A 20625-nucleotide genomic window follows, 5' to 3' on the forward strand; every position below is an offset into this window, starting at 1 on the left:
CAGCGATGTGATTCACGTAGGCAGAACAGATCATCGCTGATTCGCAAATTGGTGACAAACGCTTGAATTTGTGCACAAAAAAGCCTCGCTGGCGAGAGAATCTCGGCAGCGAGGCAAGTCTAAAGCGAGCTATTTCGGGATCTCCGTTACAGGCGATCAGAAGCCGTGGTGCTCGGTGTTGTCGGTCCGCTCGAAGATCTCGCTGAGCGGGTCGTCATGCTCATCGCGGATGAGCTTCTTACCGTCCGAAATCTTAGCGAATAGGTAATATAGACCGGGGATCACGAAAACACCGATTAAGGTCCCTAAGAGCATCCCACCCACGGCCGTTGTACCGATGGTTCGATTTCCAATCGCACCCGGCCCCGTCGCACGTACCAAGGGAATCAGACCCGCGATAAACGCGAACGACGTCATCATAATCGGGCGGAAACGCAACTTGCTTCCTTCGATGGCCGCATCTTTGATGCTTAGTCCTTCATGGCGACGCTGTACGGCGAACTCGATAATCAGAATCGCGTTCTTGCCCAACAGGCCGACCAGCATCACCAAGCCAATCTGAGCGTACACATCGTTGGCCAATCCCATTGATTTGAGGAAGAGGAACGAGCCAAAGATCCCGATCGGCAACGAGACAATTACCGCCAGCGGCAGGAGGAAACTCTCGTATTGCCCAACCAGCACCATGTAAACGAACACCACGACGATCAGGAAGATATAAACTGCCGTGTTGCCTGAGTTCGCTTCGTCGTAGGCGAGGCCGCGCCAGTCGATGCCGAAACCATGAGGTAGGGTTTCCGCAGCGACTTCCTTAATCGCCGCGATTGCTTCACCACTACTGTAGCCTGCAGCCGGGGCACCCTGAATTGGGGCAGTCGGATACAAGTTATAGCGGCTGATTTCGTTAAGGCCCTGCTTCTTCTCGATCCGCATGAACGCAGAATATGGGACCATTTCGCCTTCTTCGTTCTTGACGTACATATTGTCCAAGTCTTCCGGATACCGTCGGAACTCGGGGGCGGCTTGGACATAGACCTTGTAGAACTGACCAAAGCGAACAAAACCTTGTTCCCAGGTGCTACCCACGACAATCGAGAGATTGTCTAAGGCGTCGCGGATAGAAACGCCCTTCTGCATGGCCACATCATTGTCGATCACGATCTCATACTGCGGATAGTTGGCAGCGAAGAAGGTGAAGAGCCCTTTCAGTTCCTTGCGTTGCTCCAGCGCCGCCATGAACTTGTCTGTCTCTTCGCCAAGAGCCTGGTAGTCTCCGCTGTTCGTCTTGTCTAACAGGTTCACCGAGAACCCGCCTGCGGCACCGAATCCGGGAACGGCTGGCGGCTCGAAGAACTCCAGTTTGACGTTGGCGATATCGGTGCCTCGCTTTTCAAGTTCCTCGATGATCTGCTTCGAGGTGAGCTCGCGATCCGCCCAAGGCTTCAAGTTGATGATACAGGTACCGGCATTGGATCCACGACCCTCTGTAAGCACTTCGTATCCGGCAATGGACGAAACCGAGACGATCTCGTCCATTTCCTTGCAGATGGCCTGCAGCTCGTGGCACTTCTTGTTGGTGTACTCCAGTGTCGAACCAGGTGGCGTCTGGACAATACCGTAAATCATCCCCTGGTCTTCCAATGGAATAAATCCGGTCGGCAAGACATCGTTCACTACGAGAATACCATAGCTAAAGACACCGATGATCAGCATCGTAAGAATACGACGTGTAACGATTAGGCCGACGATACCAACGTAGACTTTGGTCACTTGTTCGACGGCTCGGTCGAATATGTGAACGAAGATACCAATGGGCCCTCGCTTCTTTTGCTCATCGGGTTCGCTACCAGAGAGAGCAGCACGAAACGAGAACATCGCGAGTACGGCCATGACGCAGCCGATGACGACCATTCGGGTTGGTGTTAGTTCTAACTGCTCCGAGATCACCTCATGCACAATCTCGATGTGCAAGAGCTCGTAGATTCCGTAGCCGGTGGCAAGCCCTAGAACAATCGCTAACAATGCTCGCAGGACAAATGCATAGCGTCCCGCAATCGTCTTGAGTACACGGTTGGTCATGCCAGCCAGGCCACGTTGGCGACCTTTACGATGAATCGGTTTCAGGATCATCGCACACAGCACAGGCGTCAACGTCAGAGCCACCACACCTGACAGAATGATGGACATGGCCATCGTCAGGGCAAACTGGCGATAGAAGACACCTACCGGACCCGTCATGAACGTAACGGGAATGAACACGGCGGTCATGACCAGCGTAATCGCGATGATCGCCCCGCTGATTTCATGCACGACCTCCATGGTCGCCTGGTAGGGCCCCAGGTGTTTAGCGTGCATTTTCTCATGCACCGCTTCCACCACCACGATCGCATCGTCCACCACAACACCAATGGCAAGCACCAAGGCGAACAGTGTGATCAGGTTGATCGACATGCCGAACATCATCATGAAGAAGAACGTTCCGATCAGCGAAACCGGGACTGCCAAGGTAGGAATCAGCGTGCTGCGGAAGTCTCCTAGGAAGAGGAACACGACCAACGACACAAGGATGAATGCTTCAAACAGGGTATGCAGAACCTTTTCAATCGATGCGTCGAGAAAGTGCGACACGTCGTAGGTCACTGCATAGTCCATCCCTGGGGGAAACGACTCCTTTTTGATCTCTTCGATCTTGTCCTTCACTTGTTCAATCACATCCGCGGCGTTCGAGCCAGGCGTTTGTTTGAGCACGATAGCCGCCGACGGTAAACCATCGATATCGGAGTAAAGATCGTAGAACGAGGAGCCCAGCCACACATGAGCAACGTCACCCAGGCGAAGGATTTCCCCCTCCTCGGTCGAACGAAGGATAATCTTTTCATACTCTTCCTCCGTTTTGTAACGTCCCACCCAAGTCAGAACATACTCGAGCGTTTGCGAGGTCTGCCCTGTTGCCTGCCCCAGACGCCCCGGTGAACCAATCATCGATTGCTCGTCCAGAGCTTTCATGACGTCTTCGGCATCGACGTTGTAAGCCCGCATTCGGTCGAGATCCAATTCGATACGCATCGCGTAGGATCGGTTACCAAGAATGGAGGCCTGCCCCACACCGGGAATACGCTTGATCTCGTTAAGCACGTTGACCGTGGCATAGTTGTAGAGGAAGTTTTGGTCGAGATTGGGGTCGTTACTGTAGACGTTCACGTACATCAACATGCTCGGCATGTTTTGCATGACGATAACGCCTTCACGTTGAACAATTGGCGGAAGCTGGTTCATCACCATGTTGACGCGATTGTTCACGTTCATCACCGCGACGTTGGGATCGGTTCCCGGCTCGAAGACAATCTGGATCGTCCCTTCACCGGCACTGGTAGCGTCGCCCATCATGTAGCGCATGTTGGGCACGCCGTTGATGGATTGTTCCAAAATCACCATCGTCGAATCGATCAAGATCTTGGCGCTTGCCCCCGGGTAGGAGACCGACACTCGCACACTCGGCGGAGCCACCGACGGAAACTGTGAAATTGGAAGTGAGAAGATCGCCAAACCGCCCATAAACAAGATGAGCAGTGAGATCACGATGGCCAATGCTGGCCGATGTAAGAACTTAGTAAACATTATGAGGGTCTCCTTATTCGGCGTGGTATTTCAAGTTGCCAAGCACTTCTTCCGGTGACCGGAATTCGTACTCGATGTGGTCACCGTCACGCACCTGTCGGATGCCCTCGAGAATGATCTTATCTCCTTCTTTGAGTCCCTCTTTAATGACGAAGATATCGTCTTGTTCACTTTGAATTTCGATATCCCGTTGACGAACGATATTGTCTTGGTCGACCACGTAGGCGTAGCGTTTGGCCAAGATCTCGTACGTTGCCCGCTGCGGAATAACAACCACGTCCTTCAGCGTGCGATGGATAAGCACGGTACCGGTCTGGCCGTTACGAAGCAGACCGGTCGGATTTGGGAAGTCAGCTCGGAAAGCAATGTTGCCGGTCGTGTTGTCGAAGTCCGCTTCGATCGCACCAATCTTGCCAGGCTGATCGAAGATCTCTCCGTTGGCGAGTTTCAACTCGACTTGCAGGTGCACTTCGCCGTTGCCGGCCGCCTTATCCAGGTCAAGTTGTCGTTTGTATTCCAGGTAGCGAGCTTCCGGCACATTGAAGTACACCCACATCACGCCGTTATCGGAAAACGTCGTCAGGACCTCACCTTCTTCGACCAGGCTTCCTAGCTGAACCAACTGTCGGTCCACGATGCCATCAAAAGGAGCCTTAACGTTGGTGAAATTCAACTCGGCTTCAGCGAGCGCCACCTTGGCTTTCACCTTGGCAAGTTCTGCCTGTTTGATGGCCAATTCCGGCTGCGAGATGATGTTTTTGTCCAACAGGTTTTGAGCGTTTTTCAGCTCAATTTCCATTCGGTTTGCCTCGGCGATTTCCGAATCCAAACGGGCCTGGTAAAGCGTCGGGACGATCTTAAACATCAGGTCCCCTTTCTTGACCATCTCGCCTTCATTGATCCGAACTTCTTCCAGGTAACCACCTTCAAGTGCGCGAACTTCAATATGTTTGCAGGAATGGATCTGGCTGACGTATCTCTGTGTGCTGATCACATCCTTCCTGACAGGAGTGGTGACCACAATCTTATGCACAGCGTGGTGCCCACCTTCGTGAGAGTCACCATGAGCATCGCCGTGTGAGTCTTCATGTGGCTCGGAGTGTGCCGTTTCGTGATGCTCTTCGTGCGATTCTGCCATCGATTCGCAACCAGTGATCACGAGCGAAAACAACATCAGCAATAGGGCCGCGGTTGTTGTAGATTTCATAGAACTATCTGATACCTCGAAATTGAGAGAATGATCGGGACCCTGTTGGCCGGATGTGGGGGGGGCGAATGGTCGCTGGGGGATTCTCAGTCTTTCCCAAGCAGTCCTATGGCGGGGCCACGCATGTGCTGCGCGCAGATGACATGACATCAGAGCACTAGCAGCACAATCGTCGCGAAGCTACTGGGACTGGGGGGGCAATGAGGGGGCTTGAGAAAGCGTTGGCCTCGTCAGACTGCTGGTCTTTAGCAGTAAGGGAGACCGAATTAAATCACTGACGCACTAGGCGACAGGGGGCCCTCGAAGGAGAAATCTTGCTGCAGGACGATTCGTAAAAGATGGGGAGGGTTGAATGTCGAGCGGAGCGGCTGGAACCTCGATGTAAGGCATCAACAGATCCGGAGTCGTCGCCAGAAAGGCGATTTCTGCCATGACTTCACTCTCGCATTCTGACAACTCGGCACATTCCGAATCGGTCGAGTGCGGGTGGCTAGGCTTGCCATTGGGAAAATGATGGACCTGAGAAAGGCCACCAATCATCAACACCGCGTAAAGAACAACCAGCCAGACTCGCCATAAAGAGCACTGTCCAGTTGCGTGACTTTCAGAGGTTTTCGCAATGGACACAGAACCCCACAAATCGGATATTGCCGACTTTCGAGGTGTTCCAATCTGTGAACCAAAACCAATCACGAAAGACTCGCTGATGTAGCAAAGAGCTGTATTTGAATCGTCGAATCGACCCGAAACACTTAGGAAATAGTAGTTTCCACTCCTATTTATTGCAAGTCAGGCCAAATCTCTGGCTATTGTTACGGATTTCCCCCTTAACGGCCATGTGCATGCCCGCAATCCTACGAGAAAAAGCCTGAACAGGCCAGCAACGGGTTGTGCAGTAGAAGATGGGAAAGTTGAAAGTATTCACCCGAGATGATGATTGTTCTCCGCAAGACAAAGTGGACTGGTAGTTTCTCCGGCAGATGATATCAGGCGGAACGCCCCGATTGGTTTCGAGACATCTTTCAGCTCTAAGAGCAGTTGGTGTCCATGCCAAAAAAAGGGTGTGCTGGGTGTTCCCGGTGAAACAAATTCACCACATTGGCTCTGGTAGATATTGCGTAAACTCGAGCCATCAAATGACATGTTGAGCCACTTAGGTTTTAGAAAACTTTCGCCCCAGATTTGTCCCCGGGTGTATCTCCGAAAGTCTCTTATTAGCTTCGAAAAGGCATCTCCAAATTCAACACCTAAGTCATTTCCAAATTACAACTTATATCACCACAAATCCCCCATACCCAGCCTCGAAATCATTCGCTACGCAGAGGTCGCACGTTCAAATCGTGTCACCCCGACTATCTTTCGAAACAAGCCCTTTGACCAACAGGTCGAAGGGCTTTCTCATTGTGGGGACGAGACTTACGTCATCGAGCGTCCAGTTCAAACAGATGATTTCGAGCAGACGACGTTTGGCATCGTAATCTGCCGTAAGCCACTTCTCTCTCAGGCTTTGTGAAAGTTCAAACGCTTTGACCGCAATATCGATGATTTCGTGCCGTCCTCGATCGGCAACGTCGATTTCGAGTTTCAACTCTTCTTCACGGTCCCGCAGTTCTTGGCTCTTCGAAGCGAAGGTATCCGCATCGATCTCTTCAAGCATCCGCAGGTTCAGCAGACGGTTCTGCTGATCCCGTACCTGCACCAGATCCTCTTGAAGTTGCTTGGCCTTTCTTGCTGAAGCTCGCTCGTCCCAGTTCGTGGCCTGCCGAAGTTCTTCACGAATGAGTTCACGGAAGTCGTCATCTTCAACTCGAAGCGAATCGAAGATCACAAGCATCTGCGCATCGAGTTCCTTCTCGGTAAGTCGGATGCGAGGGTGGTCGCCCTTGTGATACTGGGAGCAGCGATAGTACATGTACTCTCGCTCCCCGCTCTTGGTCATCTTTGTCTTCCGCTCACCCGTGATCGGCGAACCACAGTGCCCACACTTGATCAGGTCGCTGGCGTAGGTCATCTGGTGCTGCTTGTAAACCTTGTGGCCCAGGAGTGCCTGCACACGATTCCAGAGCCGCCTCTCTATGATCGGCGTATGGGTGCCGGGATACCATCGGCCTCGGAACTTGATGTCACCGATGTAGGATCGGTCGTTCAGAATCGTGTAGAGCTTGCTCCGTCCAAATCGGGGCACGGATGGGAGCCACTCGATGCCTTCATTCCGAAGCGTTTCGACCAACATGTCCAGCGTGTGGTTGTGGTAACCGTACAATTCAAAGATGCGCCGAATCTTGACGGCGTTCTCTGGGTGAAGTTCGACGATGCTGCGGCCATCGATACGCACGTTGCGATAACCGTACGGCGGTCTCGTTGGAAAGAGGCCACTGGCAACCCGACGTTCGAGCCCTTCCTTCACATCAAGAGATTGCTGCTCCGTGTAGAAACTCGCCATACTCGCCAACATCCGACGCTGCATTCGGCCTGCTGGCGTGTTCTCTGTCGGCTGAGCTACCGAGATGAATCGTACGCCAAACTCTGACTCCAGTCGCTCCAGTTCGACGTAGTCAAAGAGATTTCGAGCGGCACGGTCCACTTTGTAGAACAACAGCCCATCGAGTCTCTGAGCGTTCTTTTTGGCGAACGCCATCAGTTCCTTGAATGCGGTGCGTTCATCGAACTTGGAGGCCGTCTCAGCGATTCGGAAGAGCCGGATGATCTCGCCGTTGTTTCGATCGGCGTACTGAAGCAAGGCATCGACCTGGACATCAAGCGAGAACCCCTCACGCTCTTGTTCTCTGCTGCTAACCCGAGCCAGCGCCACATATCGCTTCTTTGAATCCATCTTCAAGCCATCCCTAACGAAAAAAGACTTCGCCAATCGACGAAGTCCATTTTCTCTCTGGAATGGTTATCTGCAACGACAAAGCACTATTCCGTGAGAAATAGTTCTAACGGTGTCCTGTACCTTGGCACCAGCCGTGTTCCGTGAAGAACGAAGCCGTCAAAAAGGAGTTCGAGGACTCGCCGCTTGAAGGTGAAGTCACTGTCGTTCCAGAGTTGTCCCAGCTTCCCGAAGACTCGATGAGCACGCAGGCTCTGTTCCAAGGGCTCACGTTGTTGAGCTTCAAACTCGCTGATCGCCTCTCGAAGTAACTTCACTCGTTTTTCAATCTCCGACTTCTTCGCCACGAAGTCATCTTTAGAGATCTCTCCCTCAATGCGAAGGTTCAGTAACTGTTCCTGTTGAGTGCCAGCCAGTGACATCTGGCGTTTCAGTTCCTTCATCCGAGCATTGACCTCCGTCGTCTCGACCTCCGCTTTTGCCTCGGCGATTTTACGCACCCATTGGGGGACAGCAATTTCAAACCATGAATGCAGGCGTGCGAGTATCAGCCCTACCTGGAAGTCAAGCTGCTCTTCCCGAACACGAACCCTTGGGTGTCCCGGTCGTGTGTAGCGAGCGCAGCGATAATAGGCGTAACGAGCCTCGCCGGATCGAGTCTGCTTCGTTTTGATTTCACCGCTGATGGGACGATCACAATAGCCGCACTTGATGAGATTCCCGGCGTAGGTCATGGAATGCGAGCGATAGCTCTTCCGGCCGAGCAAGACTTGTGCTCTTGCCCAAGTTTCGCAATCCACAAGTGACTCATGCGTGCCTGGGTGCCACTTCCCTCGGAATTTCACCTCACCAATGTAGGAGCGATCGGCGAGAATCGAGTACACCTTGGAAACGCTGAACTTCGGCTTGGATGTAATCCAGACGACTCCCTCATCTTCAAGTCGCTCTGGAATGTCTTCGCCAGACACGTAATCGAACGCATACAATTCAAAGATGCGTTGGACTTTCGCAGCATTCTCCCAGTCGGTTTCGATCAGGCCACGGCCCTGTTCTCGCACATTACGATAGCCGAAGGGCGCTCTGCTCACGAACAATCCGCTCTCGACACGACGTGCCAAACCCTCACGAACATCAAGCGACTGCTGTTCGGTGTAAAAGGCCGCCATGTTGGCTAAAGTACGTCGCATCATCCGCCCAGAAGGAGTGTTGTCCGTAGCTTGGGTCACCGAGATGAATGAAATGTCGTAATCGCTTTCGAGTTCCTCCAACGCAATGAAGTCTTTGAGGTTTCTGGCCGCTCGGTCCACTTTGTAGAAAAGGACAGCGTCGATCAGATCGGCATGCTTCTTGGCGTAAGCAAGCAATTCCCCGAATACTTTACGTTCATCGCTCTTCGTAGCAGTTTCTGCGATGCGAAACATGCGGATAATTTCACCGTTGTTTTGTTCTGCATATCGCTGCAATCCATCGATCTGGATGTCGAGCGAGAATCCTTCACGCTCTTGCTCTCGACTGCTGACCCGTGCCAGCGCTAAATACCGCTTCATGATAAATCTCCTTGCCTTGCCTTGAGTTGTTGTTGAGTGCCTGCTCCATCGGTAAGTCAAGCAGTTCACCCACGTTGATTAGAATTGCGGCGGCAGTTTCGGAATCAACTTCCTGCTCCGAATACGGCTGCCACGTTTCGATCGTGTTTCGGATAAGTTCGTCTGTGATCCAATCCGATGTTCCTGGCGGTATCGAAACCTGATCCAGGACGGTCGCTTGGTTCTGTTTTGCGTCCAAATCAACCGTCGAGAATCGGAAGCACCGTGAGAAGTGCATCTGCATCTCTTCCGAGGCGTCAAATAATTCCGCCCCCACCGGTTTAGTTCGACGAGAGATCTCCCTTTTTCGTCTTTTCATCTTCCATCCTTTCGTAATCACCCTTTGCGGACGAATCGCCAACTATGCCGTTTTCGATTGTTCGATCGATGACGTTATCGCCTCGTAGTAGACATTGATGAAGTCCTTGAAGTGATCCGCCTTGTCGGATGCCAAAATCTGTTGCACCTTCTCTTCATCGCTCACGACATCGGATGAGGGATGAAAAGCAATAGCGTCATCGGACACGCTTCGCTCCCGGCAATGCCAACGAAGCGTTCGCAGAAGTTGCTGGTCGATCGCACGCAGAGCTTGTTCGAGTTCTGACCAAATTGAGAACAAGTTCTTTTCGAATTTGTCCCAGAACGCTTCTCCAGAATCCGATTCGACCAGCCAGCAGACCAGATGTGGACGCCAGAGATCGTCCAGTTCGGGAACGGCGAAGAAAGTTGTCACCTTTTGGAGGTCCGCCAGGTTGCGTTCGTCACTCCGAACCAGCCCTGTAGACACCATGCGACGTAGCCACTTGTAAGGCACCCCGATCGTCTCGGCGGACTCTTTTCTGTTCATCCGTGCAACTTCGAGCAACTGATTCAGGTTCTGCATGAAGGTCTGACGCCGACTGTCAGGCTCGCTTGTCATCTGGCTCATTTGACTGTCCTTTCCGCCCTTACATGGATCACTCAATAACTGCGGTCACAATATGGGCAAAAGCCACTTTTGTCAATGATAATGGTTGACAAATTTGACAACTGCCGCAATTATGTGCTGAGAAGTCGGGGCAGAATCTGCTTTTGCCCCTGTTTTCATCCATAGAAGAGGGTTTAGGAAAAATGGCTCAGTCCACGGCAATCCAGTGGTGCGATAGCACGGTGAATCCTGTCATGGGTTGCGCTGGTTGCGAACTCTGGACAAAAAGCCGAAAGACCTGTTACGCCGGGGCACTGCACAAGCGGCTCAGCAAGAATCCTGGCTTCTCACCAGAATTCTTGAGGCCAAAGCTTTTCCCTGGCCGGTTGAAGAAAGCCGCTGCCTGGAGTGACCTAACTGGTAGAGAGCGTGCGACGAAACCTTGGCTCAATGGCCTTCCTCGACTCATCTTTGTGTCCGACATGGGAGATGCACTTAGCGAGACCGGTGCGATCAATGAACAGAATGAGCCGCTTCCTGGCGGCGAAGTCCCATTCGAATTTCTGAAGTCGGAGATAGTAGACGCTGCGTTATCCGATAAGGGTCAGCGGCATAGATGGTTGTGGCTTACGAAACGGCCGAATCGACTTGCGTCGTTCTCCAACTGGCTTCAGGAAGAACACGATCTTCAACTTCCTGAGAACATCTGGATCGGCACTTCGGTGACCTCCAAAGCCACGTTGAGCCGGGTAGCGGATCTTGTCGAAGTGGGGCACGAAGAAACCACACGGTTCTTGAGTGTCGAGCCGCTTTGGGAGGAAGTCAGCCTTGCCGAGCAACTCGACATGATCGCTTGGGTCATCGTCGGCGGCGAATCAGAGCAGGGATGTGATCCGAAATCCTTTCAATGCGATTGGGCCAGACGGCTACGTGACGAGTGTGCGACGGCTGGTGTTCCGTTCTTTCTCAAGCAACTTGGTGCGAGCCCCGTCGAGGAAGGAACTCCGCTCAAATTGAAAGATTCCCACGGAGGCGAATGGAACGAGTGGCCCAGCGACCTGCACCTGCGTCAGACTCCTTTCTCTGAATACGACGAAGAAGTTGATGTCGAGATCATCTATCAACCGCCACCATCCACCACGCTACGCAAAGAGTCTTACATTCTTGCCTCTGACATCGACGTTCGCCCGGTTGAATGGCTGTGGCACCACCGGATTCCACTTGGCGAATTGACGATGGTCGATGGTGATCCCGCCACCAACAAGAGCAGCATGCTGATCGATCTGGCGGCAAGAGTCTCCAACGGTCAAGAGATGCCTGATGGAACTCCCGGCATCGATGGCGGGGTGCTACTGCTTTTGGCTGAGGAGAGCATCCGTAAGACCGTGCCCCTGCGGCTCGAAGCCGCAGGGGCGGACCTGAAAAGGACTGCCGTGATGCGGCCTAGCCTTTCGCTTCCTGATGCCATCAGTCTTTTACAGGACGCTGCCCACGAAATAGGAGCGAGGCTCGTCATCATCGATCCGGTGATGGCATTTCTCACCAGCAACGCCAACCGGGAGCAGCCCATCCGCCAAGCCATGACGGAACTGAAGGAATTCGCCGAGCGATCGAACGTCGCCATCATCATGGTCAGGCACTTGAACAAGGGCGGCGGCAAACAATCGTTATACCGGGGCGTAGGCAGCATCGGATTGATCGCCGCAACTCGTTCAGGCTTCCTTGTAGGGCACGCACCAGACGATCCTGACATGAGGGTGATGTGCCACACGAAGAGCAACCTGGGACCGCTTGCGCCCAGCCTCCTCTTCGAGCCGATTCCCGCCGACAACGGCTCGGTTCGGGTCGAATGGCGAGGACTCTCGGATTACACCGCCGAAGATGTTCTGAAGTCAACGAAGAACGGCAACAATAGACTCGAAGAAGCCAAGGAATACTTGCTCGAAGTCTTAGCCGAAGGGCCGGTCGAGCAGCAAAAGATCAAGTCACTTGCATCGGAATCTGGATTGGCTTGGAGGACAGTCGAGCGAGCCAAAGAGTTCCTTGGCGTCAGATCTTCCCGCAACGGCTGGGGGCCTGGCAGCCACTGTGTGTGGCAGTTTGATCAAGAAGGGCCAGAGGCGAGCGACACATAGAGCGCCAAACAGTGTGTTTGGCGTTCTATGAAGATTCAACTCGTAGCCGCAGCACTCGTTGGTGAGGAGCGACGGTTCATCGGTTGCGATGTTGATGCCGACATGGTGAAGATCGCTAGGCACCGAGTAGTGACGGAAAGTGAAGGTGTTTCAACCGACTTTTCTGTCGAGGCTCCCGCATAGAACGCCAACACGAAGCGTGGCGTTCTATGCGTACTGCGTTTTCCGCTTGGTCTAATTTTTTTCAGAAATTCTGAAAAAGGGTGAGGGAATTGAAATCGAGCGCACTTACCTAGTGAAGTGACCACGGAGAACAACATGCACATCACGGTAAAAACACCAAAAGAACTTCGACACGAAAGTGGGCTGTTCACGGTCGTGGAAGTAGCCCGCAAGCTTGGCGTGAATCGAGAAGTCATCGACTATCACGTCAAACACGATCGGTGCGTAGCACCGACCGTGCAAATCAACGAACTGCCCCGCAGGTATTACACCACCGACGATGTACTGTCGCTGGCGAAATACTTCGCCGGGCTGCACAAGAACGAGCAACAGCCGACCACGGCTGGGAAATGGACAGAGAATGAAAACGAACGTGACTGAATTACCGCAGACAGCGAAGAAGACGTACCGAGTGACACAATATGTCACACTTGAAATGGAAGTGGATATTGAAGCTACATCGGCAGAGAATGCCAAGAATATGGCGTATGAATGGTCGCCCACTACGTGGGAAGACGATTGCGACCAGAACGCTTACTGGGACGAGAACGAAGAACTTCGATGTGAGAAGTTCACGATGTACTGGGAAATCACGGATATCAAGGATAAGGAGTCCACGAACGTGATCGAATTGGATAACGAGTGATCCGGCACGTCATGAGCCCGCCCTCGTCGGGCGGGCTCATATTGTCCGATGTTGTTCCTGATTCTGCCTAGAAATGCGAACAACACATCAAGGCCGCTTGAAGCGGTAACTGGGCATTGGCAATGGGGCCGTGCCACTATTCATAGGTAAGTAAGTAATGGAGATTTTGAACGGAAAAAAGCGAGAAGACAACAGGTTGGAGCAATGCGACTCTTCCTCGCTAAACGGAACATCGACTCAAACGCCAAATGATTCAATCAGGATTCCCGAACTCACACCGGAAGAGATTAGAGTCCTCGACGGATTGCAAAACCCAGATAGCGAATGGAACACGGAGTTCCATTGGGGCGAAGAGTTTCAAAGACATGTTCTTTCTTCCATGCTTCACGACGAAGTCGTTATGGACCAAGCAGCCACTGTCGTGAAGAGCGGATACTTTACGAATGAAGTTCACCAACTCGTCTATAGCATCGCCGCTGAGTATTGGACCAAGTACGAGTCGCTCGCCGACAAATGGTGGATCGCTCAGGAGATCGAAGAGCAGACCAGCAGCAAGACTGAAAAACTGCGGAACCATTTCCATGTTGAGTTCAATGCGGTCCATCACTATTACAAGCCAGGCGTGGAAAGCAGAGCAGCCATCTTGGCGAAGCTGATTGATTTTGCGAAGGTCCAGGCCACCAAGGCGGCTTTCTCGACTCATCTTACTGCAATGAAAGAGGGCAAGTTTGCGTTCGCCGACACGATCAAGAAGTTGGAGTCAGTACAACAGTTGGGTTCGGCCACGGACACAGAATGCTTTGATCTGGTCGAGTATCGTGACTTCGCTGAATCGATCAAGCGAGCATATTTGGTCGATGAATGGTTGTTAGCAGGCAGTCTTACGGTGTTTGCTGGACAGCAAAAACTTGGGAAATCGACACTCATGTTTGCTCTCGTTGGCGCACTGCTGGGGGGAGATCACTGGCTGGACAAGTTCGAGGTCACGCAGTCGCCAGTGCTCTACCTCGATTTCGAGAACCCAGCGGATTACGTCTGGGAGAACCTGGTCGAATATCTCCCAGCCAATCGACTGGAGGAAATCGGGCATCTCTTCAAAGCTCCCAAGTCGATGCCATCAGCCCTAACTTCAGAATGGCTGAAGAAGATCACCGAAAAGTACCGGCTCGCAGAACAAACGGGACTTCTGATTGTCGATTCAGGCCGGGCCGCATTCAATGGGCTGTTTTCGGATGTCCCTAACTGGGAGAACTCGCAAGGGCCAGTTCGCTCGGCTCTGGAGCCGCTCCAGAAGTTCGCTCGGGAGACCGGTTGGGCAGTTGTTGTTATTCACCATGACAATAAGAGCGGCGGATTCTCGGGGTCGTCAGATTGGGAAGCAGTCCCAGACTACATTTGGCGACTTGAAAGATCCAAAGAAGGACGCAAGCTCAAGATGAGGGGTCGCCTAAAGGTGGTCCCCGCAACGCAAGTTATCAAGAAGACGGGGGATCGGATCGAATTTGCCGGATCAGCATCGGACCTAGCTGCTGAAGAGGATGAGGTACGAAAGGCAGTCGGCGACGATTCGATTCTCGGACTACTTCCAGTTGTAAAACGAAGCGAGGTAACAATCGAAAACGGAATGACCGTCAAGCAATTGGCCGAGTTGAGCGGAAAGCCCGACTCCTCCATTCGACGTCATTTGAACCGACTGCTTGAGGTAGACCCAGAATCTGGCCGTCGAGTGAGTATCAAACAATTGGAGTCCACGACCGGTCGTCCTCCGAAAGTCTACTTTCGAGAGCCCATGCTTGCGGTGTGACTTTCCACCAAGCAAGAGTTTCCGCCACCGTGTGACGAAAACTCTAAACCCCTTGTTTTCAAGGGTATGAGGTCAATTCCGACCTTTTTGTCACTACCCCCCAACCCTTTAGGGTTGGGGGTGTGAAAAAAACGAGGAGACCCGAAAACAAAACCATTCAGAATTCGGACGTCGAGAAGGGATCAAATCTGACGTCAGAAAGGAACAATTGAAATCGATCAAAATCTATGAACTCTATGACTGGTTCGGTCAAATCCAGTCTGGGCAAACGAATTACAAACACGATGCCAAAGTTTTGCATGTCGCTGCAAAAAGTATCAAGCAGGCATACTACCTCGCCGGAAATGACGTGTGGTTCGGCTCCAATGAAGATGGGACCGGGATTGTCGAAAAACGAGTTGATCCAGACTGCATGGAACCCTGGCTCTTCTTCGACAAGTCCCGCCAGAAGTTCGCTCAATTCGAGCACGGAGACGCATGCAGACGAAGACTGGCTCGGCTGATGGCTGAGAATGACGCCACCGGTACTTGTTGCTAACCATGAAAGAGTGATTATCGGCTCGGCTAATAACCCTCTGCCATTCCGGTCAATCTTCACAGGCGAAGCCGCCGCCCGAAGGGGCGGCGGCTATTGCATGCATGAACAAACAATAACCGCTTCACCCCTACCTCATCACCAACGGTCAACTTGAATGTGGTCCCAGATACTGTGGCGCTGGTCGCTACATCTCTGGCGGCCTTGCCGCTGATTGTTGGCCGCACCCTTCCCACGCTCCGAGATGACAAAGTCACTTCCAGGTTCAAGCCATAATCTTGAGTTGAAGAAGACGCTGTCATCCCTCAGCAATCACCCGAGGACGCCTTTAGGCGAGATTTGGACCTGGTGACGGCTACGTTGGGGCCGATTCGGTTTGAGGGGGTAATGGGTCGGCGGGCAGCCGGGGCTGTGTTGACGAGTTCCGCATCACCAGACAACATTGTCTTCGGTCCAGCCGTCGCCATCGAAGCTCGAAAAGATTGCGGCGTCAAGCAAGCACGGAAAGATGCCACACGCCGACGCAAGCTGCTGAAATCCATCTGAGACGAAAGCGTAATAGTGCTGGTCCTGCAATGGCCCCGCTGTCAGCTTTACCGGGAAGCCTTGTTCGTTCAGCCACTTCGTGATTCGGCTGTCGATGGGAATTTCGTAGCGAGATAAGCCCAACATCTGAAGGAGGTTTCTTGACTGCTTTGGTCCAAACCCATGATAGACGTCGTCGATGAAATCTGCGGTCTGCCTCTCGACTGCTGCTTCAACTCCAATTCGAAGCGCATCGAGCTTCTCAAGAGTGCTTTCCCAAGTGTGGCTTTGAATCTTCACCATGTTCTTTGCCATCTCCTTGCCGATGATCGTAGAGCGACGGATTCCACCAAAGTCCGCCATCACGCCACGGGCGAAGTCAGCAAGAGACTCCTCCTCCACACAGATCTCCCACCGTAGTGGAAATGGACGAGTCATAAATCGAGAGATTGGGCTATCGGGACCAGATCGCTGCTGAGTAGTCAGCAGACACGCCACCATCCTTTCCCAGAAATCTTCCTTTGTGACCGGTGGCTTATTGTCGGCAAGGTTGACCGCTTCCCGTTGCTGAACAAAAGGGTTATCTCGGTGCTTCTCGAAGAATGACTGGACCTTTTCGATATCGGCGGGCTCAAAATGCCAAGTGATCTTCATTGCTCACCCGCCGCTTGCCCAAAGTCACTTCATCCTGGCCGAAAGTTTTGAACGCCTGACTCAAAGGTGGAATCTCCACGTTTCCTCTGACCACGCTGCTCTTCTCGTCAGCATGCCGGTTACAGCACCAGTGGCTCTGTACCTTCTGGGGTGAAGGGAGCCAATTCATGAAAGACGTAAACGACGTATCACCAAGTTCGCTGAAGCACATCATCGGTCAGCGCAATGTTGTCCGATCGGTCGAGGTTGCATTGGACTACGCCTTCAACGAAGGCGTAGCTTTTCCGTCTGCTATGCTTCTCGGCCCACCGGGCACCGGAAAATCCGCAACAGCCCATGTAATCCAAAGCGAGATGGCGGTATCCAAATTTCAGGAAGTATTGGGGCAAACCGTCACCAACACAGCAGACGTCAACGCCTTACTGCTGGCGGCGAAGGATAAGTCGGTCGTCCACATTGACGAAGTCCACGAACTCAGCCCTCATCTCCAGACCACCTTGTACCTCGCTCTGGATAAGAAAACGGTGTACGTGGGCGGGAACGGCCGTGCCCCGCAGGCGATTCCAATCGCCGACTTCACCTTGCTGATCTCAACAACCGACGAATTCAAGATTTTGCAGCCGCTACGAGACAGGATGCGGCTCGCTCTTCGATTCGAGCATTTGGGGAACGACGAGCTTTGCCAAGTTATCTTCCAGCGTAGCAAGGCTTTGGGGTGGGATGTGCATGAAGCCGCTCTTCCGCTGATTGCTCAACGATCTAAGGGCACGCCGAGACTCGCCTTGCGATTGCTTCAGTCTTGCAGGCGAGTAGCAGTTGCCAAAGGTTTCAAGACAATCGACTCACGGCATCTTGCAGCAGCCTGCGAGTTAGATGGAATTGACGAGCTTGGCCTGGACGCTGCCGAGCAAAGGTACTTGGAAATCTTGTCTGAAGGACCGACTCGACTGAATGTGATCGCCTCACGGCTTGGACTGCCAACCAGGACAGTAAGCGAGGTGACTGAGTCCTTCTTGATCCGAGCCGAATTGATCGGCAAGGACAAAAACGGCATGCGAGAGTTGATGCCGAAAGGGCGTGATCATGTCCTCGCAAGCCGTAAAGACACGGTCTAACTGTTGTCTAGCCGTTGCGTTGTTTCTGTCCTGTTCTTTTCCACGTTGCAACCATGAACGAATACCAATCATCGATACCCTCGGCTGTGACGGCCACCAAGATGGCCGAGATGTGCGGGCTGTCCCGATCCCGGTTCTATAGCCTGATCGGCAAGGGAGTTTTCCCACCACCGGTCCCGAACGGTGTCAACAATCGTCCAATTTATGACCAGAAACTGATCAGGAAATGTCTTGAGATTCGCTGTACCGGCGTCAGTCTCGACGGCAGTCTCGTCACCTTCAATGCCAAGCGGACGGGGCGAATGAAGCCGACAGCCAAGCAACCGACCACCAAGGCCAGTAGTCACGCCGATCTCGTTGCTGGCCTCAAGTCGCTCGGACTAACCGGCGTTACCGAGAGCCAAACGACCACGGTAGTCGAAGAACTCTTTCCCGATGGCGTCGATGGCATCGCTCCCGGTGAAGTTATCCGGCGAGTCTTCCTTGCGATCAAGCAGCGGGAGTAGCCGTGCCAACTGTGTACTTTGATGTCCTCGGCTGGAATCGACGAAAAACAACGATTTACGTCACGAAAACGAGCCGATTTCCTTGTCCCTTTACGTGTGTACTTCTAGGTAAGCGCCCATGACGATCGGAATCTATCTTCGGGTCTCCAGCACCGGCCAGGACACCAAGAGCCAAGAGCCCGATCTACGGACGTGGGTGAAAGCCCAGGGCTGTGAAGTGAAGTGGTATCGTGACAAATTCACAGGAACCACGATGGACCGGCCTGGGTTGGAGAAGCTCCTTGCCGATGCTCGTCAAGGTAAAGTTACCAAGGTTGTCGTCTGGCGACTTGATCGGTTGGGACGAACCGCCAAGGGCCTGCTTACTTTGCTTGATGAGTTCCAGCAATTGGGCATTGGCTTTGTATCCCTTCGAGAAGGATTCGACCTCGGCACGCCTGCCGGTCGGCTGATGGCGGGCGTGCTTGCCAGCGTGGCGGCCTACGAGACCGAGGTTCGCAAAGAGCGGCAACTGGCGGGAATTGCCCGTGCAAAGGAAGAGGGGAAGCAGTGGGGAGGTCGAAAGCCTGGCACTCGCATCCGCCTGACCAAAGAAAAGGAGAAGCTGATTCAGCAGCTTTTCGGAGAAGGCGTGTCCAAGTCGGCGATCGCAAGGATGGTTGGGCTGTCGAGGAAGACGGTGATTCGGGTGCTGCAAACGACGCCAGCGAGAGATTAGCTATCAACTACTTCCCAGTCCAACGGATCGAGTATCGCCTGTCTTGCACCGGCTTCAGGTAGTCCAGCCGCCGATTGCTGATTGTGATGAAGGACTTCGGCCCGAACAAAGTGACTGCCTTCAGGCACCTCGGTATCAAATGTAGTTGGCTCCCATACGCCAACGGTAATCAAAGCACGTTGCCCATTCACTTCTCCGATAAATGCTCCAGTAATCGAATCTTTATCCGGTTGGCCGAGCAATTGCTTTGCTTCTTCATGTGAAATGTTGGCCCTGAGCATCCTAACTCTCCTCGATATGTTCAAGTTCCTTACGACTCTACATATTCTAGCAACTTGCTGTGCAAAACTCCGAGCAACGATTCGCTGAGCACGAATCCATGAACTCCCGAACGCCAGCCCCCCAACGTACACCGCCACTGGCCGTATCAACCAACGCAGGCCCGACTCCCATCTCCTCTCCAGTCGCACCGTACCTTGCAAGAGCGAAGGCCGCCGACCGTCGGCAGGTCATTCGCAACTCTTGTCGGGAGAGACACACAATGTCAGCCGAAATCAGTTTCATCGATGGCAAAGCCGAAGCGGCATTCGCACTCAAGTCCTGCTGGTGGGATGTCGCCGGGGACTACGTCCTGGACCACGTCCCCAATAGCGAGGAGATGATCCAAGCGGCGCACCTCGACTGGGACGTCGAGCTTCAGCCCATCTACGATCACGACGGTCGGCATATCCCTGGCCACTCCACGACGATCCGAAGTGACACCGGGTTGCATCTTGGCGTGATGAGCGACAGCTATCGGGTTGTGCAGAACAGGGATGCCTTTCGCTTCCTGGACAACCTGCTCAAGGACGGCATCATGAAGTACGAAAGTGCCGGTGCTCTTCGTGGCGGTCGCACGGTGTGGGTGCTCGCTAGGATGCCGAGTGTGGACACGGTCGCCGAAGGCGATGAACTCCAGCGGTATATCCTGTGGCTCAACAGCCACGACGCAACAGGGGCCTTGTTCGCCATCCCAACCAGCGTGAGGGTGGTCTGCTCGAACACGGCCGCATTGGCGATCCGTGGTCAGCGGGGAATCCGTCACATCGGCGACATGGACGCCAAGCTGAAGCAGGCCCACAAGCTGTTGTCGAAAGCCGATGAACAGTTCACGGACTTCAGCAGCAAGGCGCAGGTACTGGCCAAGAGTCGGTATAGCCGAGAACAAGCCAATGAGTACGTCTCGACGCTTGTTCCTCAGCCTGAAAACGAAGGCCGATCGGCGACCATCCACGACCGCAAAGTCGAAGCGATCCGCACGGCGTTTCGCAGCGAACGGAATCAGCTTGCTTCCATCCGTGGATCATTCTGGAGTCTTTTCAACTCGGTGAGCGAAGCCGTCGATCACGGCCGGTTCTACACGTACAAGGGCAACAAGGCCGAAAGCCGCATGTCCTCGGTGCTGATGGGGCCGGGGAGCGACCTCAAGCGGCGAGCCTTCGATCTCGCTTATGAGATGGCAACGGCGTCCTGACGTCTCCCGATTGCCCCGCCGACACGGAGGTCGGCGGGGCTTGCTCTGCAAAGCCAGTGGCTCTGTACCTTGCAATGCAGACCCTGCTTCTCATCAAGGAG

At 53.3% G+C, this 20625-nt stretch carries 17 protein-coding genes; 9 read left to right on the forward strand and 8 right to left on the reverse strand.

Annotated elements, in window-relative coordinates:
• Positions 1-156: 156 nt before the first annotated feature.
• From PSR63_RS07040 to PSR63_RS07065, 6 genes are all read right to left on the reverse strand, one after another.
• Positions 157-3618 (reverse strand): efflux RND transporter permease subunit, encoded by a 3462-nt coding sequence (locus tag PSR63_RS07040; protein WP_274331935.1) that lies wholly within the window; start codon positions 3616-3618, stop codon positions 157-159.
• Positions 3619-3631: 13 nt separating this feature from the next.
• Complete coding sequence (locus PSR63_RS07045) at positions 3632-4825, reverse strand: efflux RND transporter periplasmic adaptor subunit (protein ID WP_274331937.1); 1194 nt, start codon at positions 4823-4825, stop codon at positions 3632-3634.
• A 1333-nt stretch (positions 4826-6158) separates the two neighbouring features.
• A complete protein-coding gene (locus PSR63_RS07050; protein ID WP_274331939.1) occupies positions 6159-7658 on the reverse strand; it encodes a recombinase family protein in 1500 nt (499 codons plus the stop codon).
• Positions 7659-7744: 86 nt separating this feature from the next.
• The gene (locus PSR63_RS07055) at positions 7745-9205 is read right to left on the reverse strand and encodes a recombinase family protein (RefSeq protein WP_274331941.1); all 1461 of its coding nucleotides are present in this window, start codon (positions 9203-9205) and stop codon (positions 7745-7747) included.
• Positions 9153-9605: a hypothetical protein gene (locus PSR63_RS07060; protein ID WP_274331943.1), complete on the reverse strand. Its 453-nt coding sequence runs from the start codon at positions 9603-9605 to the stop codon at positions 9153-9155. Before PSR63_RS07060 ends, PSR63_RS07055 begins: the two co-directional genes overlap by 53 nt.
• A complete protein-coding gene (locus tag PSR63_RS07065) occupies positions 9606-10172 on the reverse strand; it encodes a hypothetical protein (protein WP_274331945.1) in 567 nt (188 codons plus the stop codon).
• 182 nt (positions 10173-10354) lie between these two features.
• On the opposite strand from PSR63_RS07065, the gene PSR63_RS07070 reads away from it, so the two are divergent.
• From PSR63_RS07070 to PSR63_RS07090, 5 genes are all read left to right on the forward strand, one after another.
• Positions 10355-12286 carry a DUF5131 family protein gene (locus tag PSR63_RS07070; RefSeq protein WP_274331946.1) on the forward strand — a complete coding sequence of 644 codons (1932 nt, stop codon included), beginning with the start codon at positions 10355-10357 and terminating at the stop codon, positions 12284-12286.
• A gap of 318 nt (positions 12287-12604) precedes the next feature.
• Complete coding sequence (locus PSR63_RS07075; RefSeq protein ID WP_274331947.1) at positions 12605-12889, forward strand: MerR family transcriptional regulator; 285 nt, start codon at positions 12605-12607, stop codon at positions 12887-12889.
• The gene (locus PSR63_RS07080; protein WP_274331948.1) at positions 12882-13154 is read left to right on the forward strand and encodes a hypothetical protein; all 273 of its coding nucleotides are present in this window, start codon (positions 12882-12884) and stop codon (positions 13152-13154) included. The genes PSR63_RS07075 and PSR63_RS07080 overlap by 8 nt, the downstream gene beginning before the upstream one ends.
• Before the next feature lie 157 nt (positions 13155-13311).
• Complete coding sequence (locus tag PSR63_RS07085; protein WP_274331950.1) at positions 13312-14958, forward strand: AAA family ATPase; 1647 nt, start codon at positions 13312-13314, stop codon at positions 14956-14958.
• Positions 14959-15166: 208 nt separating this feature from the next.
• Positions 15167-15496 carry a hypothetical protein gene (locus tag PSR63_RS07090; RefSeq protein ID WP_274331952.1) on the forward strand — a complete coding sequence of 110 codons (330 nt, stop codon included), beginning with the start codon at positions 15167-15169 and terminating at the stop codon, positions 15494-15496.
• 426 nt (positions 15497-15922) lie between these two features.
• On the opposite strand, the gene PSR63_RS07095 is transcribed toward PSR63_RS07090, so the two are convergent.
• Positions 15923-16672: a hypothetical protein gene (locus tag PSR63_RS07095; protein WP_274331954.1), complete on the reverse strand. Its 750-nt coding sequence runs from the start codon at positions 16670-16672 to the stop codon at positions 15923-15925.
• A gap of 167 nt (positions 16673-16839) precedes the next feature.
• Between PSR63_RS07095 and PSR63_RS07100 the strand changes: the two genes are divergently transcribed.
• The 3 genes from PSR63_RS07100 (at position 16840) to PSR63_RS07110 (ending at position 19011) form a co-directional block, all read left to right on the forward strand.
• Positions 16840-17787, forward strand: a complete 948-nt coding sequence (locus tag PSR63_RS07100) for a Holliday junction DNA helicase RuvB C-terminal domain-containing protein (protein ID WP_274331955.1) — start codon at positions 16840-16842, stop codon at positions 17785-17787.
• 53 nt (positions 17788-17840) lie between these two features.
• Positions 17841-18293 (forward strand): helix-turn-helix transcriptional regulator, encoded by a 453-nt coding sequence (locus tag PSR63_RS07105; RefSeq protein WP_274331957.1) that lies wholly within the window; start codon positions 17841-17843, stop codon positions 18291-18293.
• 118 nt (positions 18294-18411) lie between these two features.
• Positions 18412-19011: a recombinase family protein gene (locus PSR63_RS07110; RefSeq protein WP_274331959.1), complete on the forward strand. Its 600-nt coding sequence runs from the start codon at positions 18412-18414 to the stop codon at positions 19009-19011.
• On the opposite strand, the gene PSR63_RS07115 is transcribed toward PSR63_RS07110, so the two are convergent.
• A complete protein-coding gene (locus PSR63_RS07115; RefSeq protein ID WP_274331961.1) occupies positions 19008-19292 on the reverse strand; it encodes a hypothetical protein in 285 nt (94 codons plus the stop codon). The genes PSR63_RS07110 and PSR63_RS07115 overlap by 4 nt on opposite strands.
• Positions 19293-19552: 260 nt before the next feature.
• Between PSR63_RS07115 and PSR63_RS07120 the strand changes: the two genes are divergently transcribed.
• The gene (locus PSR63_RS07120) at positions 19553-20524 is read left to right on the forward strand and encodes a DUF932 domain-containing protein (RefSeq protein WP_274331963.1); all 972 of its coding nucleotides are present in this window, start codon (positions 19553-19555) and stop codon (positions 20522-20524) included.
• Positions 20525-20625 lie beyond the last annotated feature (101 nt).

Source organism: Bremerella sp. P1 (assembly GCF_028748185.1).
Lineage (GTDB): Bacteria > Planctomycetota > Planctomycetia > Pirellulales > Pirellulaceae > Bremerella.